At 59.1% G+C, this 10,046-nt stretch carries 11 protein-coding genes and 1 pseudogene; 3 read left to right on the top strand and 9 right to left on the bottom strand.

What is annotated here, in order from left to right:
- Together ACWGS9_RS33120 and ACWGS9_RS33115 are read right to left on the bottom strand one after the other, a co-directional pair.
- Positions 1-341, bottom strand: a 341-nt coding sequence (locus ACWGS9_RS33120; protein ID WP_454509180.1) for an aquaporin, incomplete at its 3' end; no start/stop codon positions are given.
- Positions 342-560: 219 nt separating this feature from the next.
- Positions 561-839, bottom strand: coding sequence for a hypothetical protein (locus ACWGS9_RS33115; RefSeq protein WP_454509179.1), 279 nt, complete (start codon positions 837-839; stop codon positions 561-563).
- Between the two features lie 156 nt (positions 840-995).
- On the opposite strand from ACWGS9_RS33115, the gene ACWGS9_RS33110 reads away from it, so the two are divergent.
- The gene (locus tag ACWGS9_RS33110) at positions 996-1,391 is read left to right on the top strand and encodes a hypothetical protein (RefSeq protein WP_454509178.1); all 396 of its coding nucleotides are present in this window, start codon (positions 996-998) and stop codon (positions 1,389-1,391) included.
- Positions 1,392-1,572: 181 nt separating this feature from the next.
- Here ACWGS9_RS33110 and ACWGS9_RS33105 read toward each other — a convergent pair whose 3' ends face one another.
- From ACWGS9_RS33105 to ACWGS9_RS33090, 4 genes and pseudogenes are all read right to left on the bottom strand, one after another.
- Entirely contained in the window at positions 1,573-3,093 is a 1,521-nt protein-coding gene (locus tag ACWGS9_RS33105) for a radical SAM family RiPP maturation amino acid epimerase (protein ID WP_454509183.1), read from the bottom strand.
- 80 nt (positions 3,094-3,173) lie between these two features.
- Complete coding sequence (locus ACWGS9_RS33100) at positions 3,174-3,551, bottom strand: Nif11 family protein (RefSeq protein ID WP_454509177.1); 378 nt, start codon at positions 3,549-3,551, stop codon at positions 3,174-3,176.
- A gap of 748 nt (positions 3,552-4,299) precedes the next feature.
- A complete protein-coding gene (locus ACWGS9_RS33095) occupies positions 4,300-4,560 on the bottom strand; it encodes a type II toxin-antitoxin system RelE/ParE family toxin (RefSeq protein ID WP_454509182.1) in 261 nt (86 codons plus the stop codon).
- A pseudogene (locus tag ACWGS9_RS33090) lies at positions 4,557-4,864 on the bottom strand (type II toxin-antitoxin system RelB/DinJ family antitoxin); the annotation flags it as partial. The gene ACWGS9_RS33095 and the pseudogene ACWGS9_RS33090, both read right to left, overlap by 4 nt.
- 296 nt (positions 4,865-5,160) lie before the next feature.
- Between ACWGS9_RS33090 and ACWGS9_RS33085 the strand changes: the two are divergent.
- A complete protein-coding gene (locus ACWGS9_RS33085) occupies positions 5,161-5,250 on the top strand; it encodes a hypothetical protein (RefSeq protein WP_454509181.1) in 90 nt (29 codons plus the stop codon).
- Positions 5,251-5,847: 597 nt separating this feature from the next.
- Here the strand turns inward: ACWGS9_RS33085 and ACWGS9_RS33080 are convergent.
- Positions 5,848-6,555: a hypothetical protein gene (locus ACWGS9_RS33080; protein WP_454509176.1), complete on the bottom strand. Its 708-nt coding sequence runs from the start codon at positions 6,553-6,555 to the stop codon at positions 5,848-5,850.
- Positions 6,556-8,128: 1,573 nt separating this feature from the next.
- Between ACWGS9_RS33080 and ACWGS9_RS33075 the strand changes: the two genes are divergently transcribed.
- Positions 8,129-8,944: a hypothetical protein gene (locus tag ACWGS9_RS33075; protein WP_454509175.1), complete on the top strand. Its 816-nt coding sequence runs from the start codon at positions 8,129-8,131 to the stop codon at positions 8,942-8,944.
- Between the two features lie 38 nt (positions 8,945-8,982).
- Here the strand turns inward: ACWGS9_RS33075 and ACWGS9_RS33070 are convergent, their stop codons facing one another.
- Together ACWGS9_RS33070 and ACWGS9_RS33065 are read right to left on the bottom strand one after the other, a co-directional pair.
- Complete coding sequence (locus ACWGS9_RS33070) at positions 8,983-9,339, bottom strand: DUF2958 domain-containing protein (RefSeq protein ID WP_454509174.1); 357 nt, start codon at positions 9,337-9,339, stop codon at positions 8,983-8,985.
- Between the two features lie 9 nt (positions 9,340-9,348).
- Positions 9,349-9,570, bottom strand: coding sequence for a hypothetical protein (locus ACWGS9_RS33065; RefSeq protein WP_454509173.1), 222 nt, complete (start codon positions 9,568-9,570; stop codon positions 9,349-9,351).
- Between the last annotated feature and the right edge of the window lie 476 nt (positions 9,571-10,046).

The raw sequence follows: 10,046 nt of genomic DNA, 5'->3' as shown, positions 1-10,046 counted from the left end.
AGAACCGGCAGGGCGAACATGAGATGCGCGGCGACCGTCCCGGCGATGCCGCCGACGACCTGCGCCACCAGATAGACCGGGAAATCCCGGACCAGCAGCCTTCGGTTCAAGCAGAACACCAGCGAGACGGCCGGATTGAAATGCGCGCCGGAGATCGGTGCGAGGATGGTGATCAACACCACCAGCATGGCGCCGGTCGCCAGCGTGTTGCCGAGCAGCGCCAGCCCCACATCATGCGTCAGCATCTCGGCCATGATGCCGGAGCCGACGACCGTTGCGACCAGAAGGCCCGTGCCCAAGGCTTCGGCGGCAAACCGACGGCGAAGATCGAAGGTTGTCATTTCATGTTGCTGCCTGGATTGATTGCGCCATCAGCGAAGCGGTGACGAACAAATGTGAGGTGCACAAGAAAGAACCTGCGCGATAGCGGCGGGAAGTGCTGATCCTACTTGGCGAGCCAAGCCGTGACAGAGCAGGACCCCGGGCTTCGCCTTTGATTAGACCGTCTCCGCGGCCAAAATGCCCTGCTCCTGTTAGAACGGTCCCTTCCGGAGTAACACCTATAAAATCACAATACCCAGGTAGATGAGGGTAGATAGCGCAAAAGGCAGCCATTTGGATTCAATTTTTTGCTTTGGTTTCAGCTTCGCGGTGGGGCGGATTTCGCCCTCCTTCCACGCAGTTCGCAATCCTGAGAGGAACCGATCGAGCGCGGGCTCGGTCACAGGCGCCGGTGGGGGCGATTGATCGGCGATGGCGACAAGACGCTGTTGTGCCGATCTCATGTCCCTCAGCAGCCTGACGGGATCCAGCCGTGCATATATTTGCAACAGCCCCATGCGAACGGATTCCGGCGTGCGCGGGTCTTCCAGCAGCCGCCGGCGCGCTGATCGTTGGCGCGTTGGCCAATAACCGGCTGCCGCTGCGCGATTACTACGATGGCGATTACTATGATAGCGACGTACGGGTGCACCCGGCACCGGTTCGCCGCTAATATGCGCAGCCGCGCAAGCATCGTCTATGCCGACCGCAACGCCGAGCCGTGGACCCGTGGCTGGTACGAATATTGCCTGGACCGTTACCGCACCTTCAACTCGCGCACCGGCACCTTACCGGCACCTTCACCGGCAATGACGGCGAGCAGCATTTCTGCGTCGCCAACTGAGGTCTTCCAGCCCAGGCAAAAGCGCTGGCCTTGCGGTCAGCGCTTTTTGTTATTCTGTTTGACCGCCTTAAAAGCGCTTCGCGTCGAAATGGATTCAGGCGACGCGCTTGTCTTACGATTTTTCCCGGATATCGGGCACTGTGGTTTCATCACCGGCGGTTCGCAGCCGCCGGTGATGATAGGGGATGGATCGCGCACGCGCAGATCATCTGACGGGTCGAGTTAAAGTTTGATCGTGGTTCGGTTGGGGTCCTGCCGCTCCGTCAGCGCAAGGACCGCTGGGGCCCGGCCAACGTGAGGTCAGAACCTTCAGCGGGGAACGCATCGAGCGAATGGGAAGAAACACTCGATGTGCTGCATGATCGAAGCTTCGCTGGTCTTGAGCACACGTGGCAGCAGTCCGCTTGTCACACCCCTTTTATGCGGCTCGTCCCGTCGCTGCGCTGCCAATCGCCGCGGTCATCGAGGTCCTCTTCGATCAACCCGGCCGCGTATAACTGATCGAGCAGGTCGGCGACTGCAAGTACGCTCGTCCCGTCTGTCGTGAGTCGCATAATCAGCTCCGAGGCTGTGAAGTTGCCGCATGCGATCAGATGGCCAACGGATTTCGGAACGACGTCGTCGAGCACCCGGTGTTCCTTGTAGCGTGAGCGGAGATCGAAGTACCCGTCCCCTGCTTTGTATTGTAGGTCTCTGCGGAAGCGGACCGGCAGGTCGGGAGCTGGGCTCTCGAGCATGTGCTGATCCGTCATGCTCTGCAGCGCCTCTTGGAACTCGTCAGGCGTCCTGAAGAAACGTTGACCCACAATGCGGTATCCGAGAGGCCAGCGTTCGCCACCCGGTACCGGTGTCACCAATTGTAAACGTCCCTGCCGCATATTTACGAGGAAGCCGGAAACACAGGCGATCGTCGTGTGATCGCTTTCCGGCAAGGCGATTGCATCGTCTTTGTTGGCGCCCCTGAGCTTCTCCTTCCGCGCACGCGCGCGCCCGGTCAGAGCCTTCGCGGTCGGCGCCCCTTTACCCTGCGGGATGAGTTCGACGCCCATCAGCTCCTCAGGCGAAAACGCCGTATGAATCTGATTGAGATGTGCCGTGCTCAGCACGGAGAAACGACTCGGCGTGGTGCCATAGCGGTTGAAAAGGCCGAGTACGCGCCTAGTGAGTGCCTCATCCTTGAGCGGGGCGGCCGTCGTTGTTTGCGGCAATGCGCCCGTGATCTGATAGTAGTCGAACAGAAAGTGATCGTAGTGTGGGTTGTCCATCGGATCCGTGGCCCAGTAACAAAAGCCGGTGCGGGCTGCCGACCCAAACATCTCGCTCGCGACACCAACCACGCCACGCCAAAGCTGTGCATGCTCTTTGTTATAGTCGAAATAGCCTTTGAAGCGCTCGGCCGAGAGGCCACAGAACCAGCAACCAACGGTGCAGCCTTCGCTCAGCTCGAAAGCGATGATGGGGTGCGAGACCGACTGTGCCGATCCGCCCAATTCGTCATTGCATCGCTGGATTTGGCGCTCGCGCCAGGCATGAAAGCGAGGGTTGATCATCGACATTTCGCCTTCGTCGCGCAGGAGGTCGCGGTGGCGCAACATCTCGCGCATATACTGGTCCCACATCATGGCCAACGGCCACGGGGCAGACTCCGGCTTGAAGCGGTATTTGAGGTAGTCACGGTGCCAGAGCGGCAGCATCTCCATTGGGTCAACTTCGATGCCGTAGCCCTCTGTTACCGCTATAGGGGCGTCGACGTTCTCTGAAAGCGCCATGCGGAACTTCACGTCACCCGCCAGCCGCTCCATGAACCGCTTGACGTGTGACAGCGTGCGCCGTTGCTTGGGCGTACGCTGGTCAAAAATCTCTCTCCGGCGTTCTCGTTGAAGGTGCAGGTGAGCCCTTGAAGCCTCATCTTGTAAGCCTGATGGCATGATCTCATCCTCGACGAGGTTTGCCTTCGGTTCTCTTCGCACCGGCTCGTCCAAGCGAATGCGTCAGCGCTGAAATTGCGTCAGGTCGCGACCACAATAACAATTACAATCACTAGAACGACCGCGGCGACAGGAATTGCTTCAGCGACTTGCAGAGGGATCGGGGGTGCGTCTGTGACGGAACCAGCCAACGCAGTGGTCTGTACAAGGCCGGTCGAGCCCGCCATGCTCGAGCCATGCTTGCGGCCCGCAAGCTCGTTGAGCTTCTTACCAGTCGATTTCTGTCGCGTCCTCAATCGAAGGTAGCTTTTGACCTCGTCAAGCGTGATCTTGTAGTCTCGGCTCTTTGCGATCGCTACAATTGAGGCAAGACCTGTAGCACTGGATTTTACGTTTTCCAGCAGATTACCTTTTTTTCCTAAATCGTTGATAAATCGCTCTACGTCGGCTTGCGGCATAGCTAATCTCGCGCCTTCTCAATGTTGCCAAAATACCCGTCTTGCTCTCGCAAGAGATTGCTGGCGATACCGTGAACAAGCAAGCGGCGTACCTACTTGAAATTTCTGATTTTGCGCGACTCTGACCGTCAACATTGTCAACTTGCCGACCTTTTGGGTCCCGATCCGACAATCGACCTACTCCAAAATGCGCCACAGTAAACGGTCTAGTCCGGGCATGTCAGCGGTTCGTTGCTGCCATTGGCTCTTGGCGTCCCCTAAAGACTTTTAAGACACAGTGCCAAGACACCCATGCCGGCGATCTAACACCTCCGGCAGTGGCCACGATGAGCACGGTGCAGTTAGGCGCAGTAACCCAGCCCTGACGGAACTCGTGGTAATTGGTGACAAGGGTGTCACCCGTATGACGGCTCCGCCACGCGTGGGGATTGGGGACGTCCGGTCTGCCAACGACATCAATCGTATCCGGCACGAACGCCCCACGGCTATTTGTATTGACGGTCTCGTCGCGTTTGCGGGGCCGTGGGATCTGCTGCAGTCACCAGCATAGGCATGATATTCATGCTGATGCGTCATTGTGCTCGGTTTGCGGGTGCCCTGGGTTAAAGCGCATCGGCTTGCAGTGGGCGTAGATTTCGTCGACGGCATAGGTAACGCGCGCCAGGCTTCCTTGAGCAGACTTTCCGGCGGCCTGGTGAAGGTCGATGTAAGCATGTCGGTCAATTGCCGGCACGCCTTATATTGCCACCTATCGTGTAGTCGGTGAAACGATCCGAATCCTCCGGGTACTGCATGGCGCACAACAGTGGCCGGACGACCAAATGACGAGTTCGCGGGTTCCTGATACGCGGCCCGGCCTGCCGCTCTCGGGAAAGTCGCGAAGACGGCGGGTCACGGCCACGATCCGCTCGTTGATTGCGATGGCGGCCGCAGGATTGTTGGCCTCGATATGCGTGAAAATGCCGTCGCGATCCGAAAGCGCGAAGGCCGACCAGGCGAGCTTCTCGATCTCAGGTCGCCGGTCCTGCGCCGGGCAGCGGCGCGTCGCTCGGCGAAATGGGCTTCAACCTGATCGTGTTAGGGAGGTCGGGCCGGGTATCGTCCAACGCCTCGCTTACCTTGGCTCGGAACCAGGCATCGTGTGCCTCGCTGTTGGTCACCAGTTCGAGGGGCAGCGCACGTTCATTCGCGGTGCGGGTGAGCATAATCCGGACCGCGTCCGAAACCGTCAGGCCCATGTTTTCCAAAACGGCGGATGCTCGGTCCCGAACACCGGCACCGATCCGTGTCTGAACGAGCGCGTTTGCCACCATGACCACCTCCTACTGCACTCAATGTAATGCAATTGAATGACGCACCCTAGTCCCATTACAGCCCGCATCTGCCCTCGCTAAATCGCCTTTGGCGGCCTGCAAGCCGGCCTCGATCTCGGGTACGGGCACTCAATGGTCTTCTTCACATGGGCTGGCTTCGACGGCTCAATCGACATCACCTTCACCTATCACAACGGCGAGGAGGCTATCCTCAAGGCCAAACGTGATCCTTCTTCAACAGCCCGCTAGACACCTCCTCAGCCGCCGGCGAACTCGTATTCCATGTATTCGGCGCAATCGCTCATTTCGAGCGGCGCCTGATCTGCGAGCGTACCAAAGACGGCGTCGCAGCAGCTCGGGCCAAGGGCGAGCGGCCTTGGCGATAGCCGCTCGACCTCAAAAAGGTTGGGGCGGCTATGGTCGAGGAAAAAACACCACTAAGCCGAAGTCACACGGCGACTTGGGCTCGGACGCTCAACAATCTATCGGGAGATGATAAGATTGGGCGTCAGCCGTCCAGCTTGAGCCAAAATCCCGCATTGTTCTCCATTCGCGTTGTTTAGCGTACTTTCAACGCGATGCCCTCATCATCGGGGCCGCCCCCTGTCGGGGCGGAAGGCTTGATCAGGTTATGGGCGTCGTCACGTAGTCCCTTATCCGGGTCTGGGTAACGAGATTTTCGATCGACGCGAGGGCGAACACTTTTCCCTCGGTCGCTATGAGCAGGCGACGCATATCATTGCGACGAACCTTGATGCGCGAAATGGCGCCAATTGGGTGTAAGCTGGTCGGGGTCGCGCAGCCCGATGGGTGCGCTTAGTTCTGCCCTGCGAGCTCAGCTTTGGCTGGTGCTACCGCGCCGATGGCCGGCTTGTGAAACGGCCGCTGACTGCGAGGGTCACCCTGTTTGATCCGCAGCAAATCGGGGGACGGGCAGAGTACCCTGGCACCATCACCCCTGCCCCGGCAGTTCGATCGCAGTGCTATTCCAATTCGGTGGAGTCGGGGGACCAGCGCAGTGTCGAAATGGCATAGTAGTCACCCTCCGATCCGTCCCAGCTCAACGCGATGTCCTTGGAGCCGTCCTTGGGGTGCACGAAGACATTGTGATTTTTGACATAGGCCTGCCACTTGCCGTCCGGCGACGGGCTCACGTGCAAAGGATTGTTGTCTGGAGCCGGCGTGTCATCATAACCGTCTCCCCGATAGTCCCCCGCGTTAGCATTTTCTGCGGACCGTTCAGGGCCTTTACAGGTATAGGTTCCGAGGTCGCAGTTCCACCGGCCATAGGGGGACTTGAAACTGAGCTTGCGGCCATTGTCGGTTATGTCAAATCGCTTGAAGGGAAGGCTCCCTGCTTCGAAGTTCGTATGGTCCGTCAGCGCCGCGGCGAGGCGGGCCTGATCGAAAGCCGGCCGGCTCTGGCCGGTTAGGGCGTCGACCCCTATGAGCTCGCGCTTGCCATGGGTGACACGGCTATAAACGAAGGCGTGGCCCTCGCTTAGCCAGAAGGTCTCTTTAGGGATGTTCACGGTAAGCTTGGCGTAGCGGTCATTGACGGTGAGAGCGCGCTCGAAATCGGCCGGCGCAAGTGCCGGATGCGCAGTGCCTGAACCGCTCTCCCCTGCGGACGCTATTGCCGATCCCAGCTGAGCTATCATACTGAGAACCAGAAGGGCGGATTTGTACACGGGCGGTTCCTTTCCGTAGGTAATCAGACATGCCGGCTTTGCCGACGTCCACGCACAATTCATGCCGAACGGAAAGCTTCTTGAGAGCACCCTTGAGCTGGACAGCCTTTGTCGCGCCCTCGACAGCGTGGTGATGGTTCAAACACCATTGCGTCGCCTGAGCAGTCCCGTCGCAAAGTTCCTTCCGTCCCGAGACGGAAGACGTGGTTCTTATTCCCAGCCTTTCGGTGCGGATAGCGGTCGGCGCTTCAGGTTGACGAGCTGCGACGGGCATGTTCGGCCCGCAAAGTGAGATATTTCACCGACTCACTTTCCCACAGTGCCGTCGCTATCCACCTCTCTCATAGGATCTGACTCTGCCTCGCCAGGTCATGCTGCGTCGATGGAGAACTGCATTCTGGCGCTTCGATCAACGCGAGGCCCAAGCTCAAATAGAATGCGGCTGGAATTCAAAATTCCAGCTCATTGTTCGCGGGCTCAGCTCGTGGAAAAGCTCGCGGCGGAGCAGAACGGTCGGCTTTTGCCCGGGCGCGTCGTCTTTCGTGACGGAACTCTCGATTAAGGATCGTGCCGCGAGCACGTAGGTGCGGCCCGGCCTGCTCAATCCGCGCCAGGGGCCCCACCCGAGATGCGACAGAGCGGGCCGAACCGCGGGTGTGTGATATCGGGATCCGATTACCGACGGCAATCCGAAAATGGTTTCATTTGTAATGGCTGCGCGTCGCACCCCAGGTGTGGCCTTCGTGACCCGATGCAAGGTGCAGCCAAGCGTCGAAATGATCGGGAAGCAGTGAGGCCTTCCCAAACAAGCCCGGTGAACCATCGGCCCAGGCTTCGGAGTAGCGGTCGCGCATTTGGCACCGCACGCGTTCGCGCGTTGTTGTGGAAAGGGCAGCCACGCAGGGCGCTTTTGGGGGGTTGGGCTGGCCAAGGTCGTTCTGAGTGAAAAAACGCCTTTTCGACGAGAAATTGTCATCGACATATGGGCGCCTAAGGGCGATCCGGGGCAACGCTTCCGCACACGCAGATTTCGCGCATTGCAATATGCTGTGCGATCCCTATGTTCGGGCTGTCGACCATCAACTCCTCCCAGAAACGATGTCGGCATTGGAGGCAGCGCCACCCCCCCTCGCGCTGTTTTCATATCGGCCCGCTGCCAACCCCCCGGCAGCGGGCTTGATCGTGGGAGAGTGGGTCAGCCGCTAAGCAATGCGAATGCACTCCAGGCTTTCTTTGCTGGTTGCCGACAGTAGACAAATTCGCGTTGCCCCAGCATTGTAGCAGCTTGTGTCGATCACGACATCGAACTTCGCGCCGACGGATTTCACAGCCGCCATATCAAACCTGCCCTTGGTGATCTGCTGCACTCCGGCAATGTGCCGGAATCCACGATGGAGCAGGCTGCAACCTAGGTCACGCAATGCAGGCACCAGCGCTGCCGACGAACCCGGATCCTCCAAGCAGCAGTACACTTTGTTTTCTCGTTGCGCGTCGGCGGACGGCAGAGTCGATGCGGCTCAGCACATAGGTATAGGTCTTGAGCAAGTCCTGTGATCAATGAATCGATTGTGATGTGACAACGGCGTTCGCGGGCCTGTCGGCAACCGCGATTGTCGAAAACATCAGATGCGATCTCAAGGATGGAAGAGACGGGATCAAAGCGATCAACAGAGGTCCCGCCACATTTCTTACGGAAGGCCCTGAATGGAATGCGGCGATTGAGTTGACACTTAACGTTGTCGCGGAGTCCAACGGAAACGGCGGGGCCGGGAATGACATCCCGTACGTTCCTCAGACTGCCACCTTGGCACTTGCAACCAACGTCACTGGCACGGCTGATCGCCAAGTTGGATACAAGTTCACCGTCGCGCTCGGCGCAAAGGACCCGATAGACTGCAAAGCCGATGAGGTAGGCGATCGGCGAAAGCACAATTCCAAGCTTGTGGGGGACTTGGGTATCGGGGTGTGGCTTGCCCAACTGCAAGACGCCTACGCCGAAACGAAAACGAAACCCGAGTCGGTATCGTACGTGCTCGGATTCACGCTTCTGCAATCTGCGGAAGCGAGCGTCAGGATCGTGAAGATCCCATTCAATAGCGCTGCAGCCAATCTTGGACTGGGCTGGAAGGGATCCTGGAAGGACGTGAACAAAATAAGCATTGTGTTCGCCCCGAAACCGACACCAGCCCCCACCATCTCCAAAACGAGCGACCAAGCTCTTGCCTGGGCAGCACGAGAAAGAGCCCACTCCAGCACCGCCTGCCGTGGATCCGGACGCCAAGGACAAGCTGTTGCAAGATCTTCAATTTCTGATGCTTCAACAAAGCCTTCAGAAGTGACTGAGGCGCAATGCATGCACCCCGCGCTTCTGGTGTCTGATCGCAGTTAAACGAATGCCCGGCCGGAGCCGGGCACTCGCGTCGCGGATCAGGTCTTGATGCGCCCATGGCGGCGCGCTTCGTCGGCATATTCCGAAAGCGTCTTGTTCGGTTGGAATTGCCTGTCACGCTCGACCGGCAACCCGAGGCGGCCGCGGACAGAGCCGAGCTCCGCGAGACTGACGCTGCCGATCTCCGGACAGCCTAGCCCGAGGTCACAAAGGCCAACGGCGATGTCGGGGTCCTCCGGATCAATCTCGGTCAGGAGCCAGGTCGCGCCGGCGTCCGGCGTGAACAGTTTGACGACGGGGACGAAATCGATCTCGCCGGTCGTGCCGCGGAGAGGCTGCTGCTGGCGACCATTCGCCAGCAGCTGTTCCCGCAGGTCTCTGGTTAAGAGCTGCATGGCCGCCTCCTACTCGTCGGATTTCGGGGTGCGAAGGACGATGCGGCCATCGATCGGCAGCGCCTCGAGGAGGAGGGTGCCGCCTTCACCGTCTTCGTGGGCGAAGAAGGCGCCGATGCGCGTCCAGAAGCCTTTCTGGCCTTCAACCTTGGCTTCCCGCACCGTGTAGGCGTGGTAGGTCGGGGCGTTCGCCTCGGTTTTCTTCGGCTTGGTGTAGCGATTGTCTTTCATGGTGTTTTCCTTTGGTTGATGGTTTCTGTCCCGGAGGACGGTTCCAAAGGAGGTCGGCGCCTATAGCTGGCTTGTCCCCAACTCGGGAGCGCAGCGAAGGAGCGGGCAGGAACCGGACAAGCCGGCAGCGCCGGCCATAACGAACCAGTCATTCACTCCGGGCAGCCCATCAGCGGGAAAGCAATGAGTGACCGCTCGCCAGCCGATCGACCGCGAACCCAGATCGACCACGCAACGGGGGAAAGGCTATGAAGGCCAAGGCAGCTGTGAAGCAACCGCGCTCCTGGCCATGAGGAAAGGTCATCCCGCACCGACAACGCGATTCGGCCCAGGACACCAACCGGGTAGCACTTTCGGGAAAGTGTATGACAGTGTAATTAATGCATGCTATACGAGAACGAACGAGAGGCTCAATCATGCGAACAAGCAAACCCATCACCGTCTCCCTCGGCAAGCAGCAGCAAAGCGTTGACGCG

The sequence above is a fragment of the Mesorhizobium sp. Arg314 genome, assembly GCF_053714275.1.
The sequence above is the reverse complement of the archived record's forward strand: the minus strand, read 5'-3'. Positions and strand labels throughout refer to the sequence as shown.

Excerpts from the sequence above, each read along its gene's own strand:
- ACWGS9_RS33110 (WP_454509178.1), top strand. The coding sequence starts at position 996 with ATGCGCAGCCGCGCAAGCATCGTCTATGCCGACCGCAACGCCGAGCCG.
- ACWGS9_RS33115 (WP_454509179.1), bottom strand. The coding sequence starts at position 839 with ATGGGGCTGTTGCAAATATATGCACGGCTGGATCCCGTCAGGCTGCTG.
- ACWGS9_RS33105 (WP_454509183.1), bottom strand. The coding sequence starts at position 3,093 with ATGCCATCAGGCTTACAAGATGAGGCTTCAAGGGCTCACCTGCACCTT.
- ACWGS9_RS33065 (WP_454509173.1), bottom strand. The coding sequence starts at position 9,570 with ATGAAAGACAATCGCTACACCAAGCCGAAGAAAACCGAGGCGAACGCC.
- ACWGS9_RS33100 (WP_454509177.1), bottom strand. The coding sequence starts at position 3,551 with ATGCCGCAAGCCGACGTAGAGCGATTTATCAACGATTTAGGAAAAAAA.
- ACWGS9_RS33070 (WP_454509174.1), bottom strand. The coding sequence starts at position 9,339 with ATGCAGCTCTTAACCAGAGACCTGCGGGAACAGCTGCTGGCGAATGGT.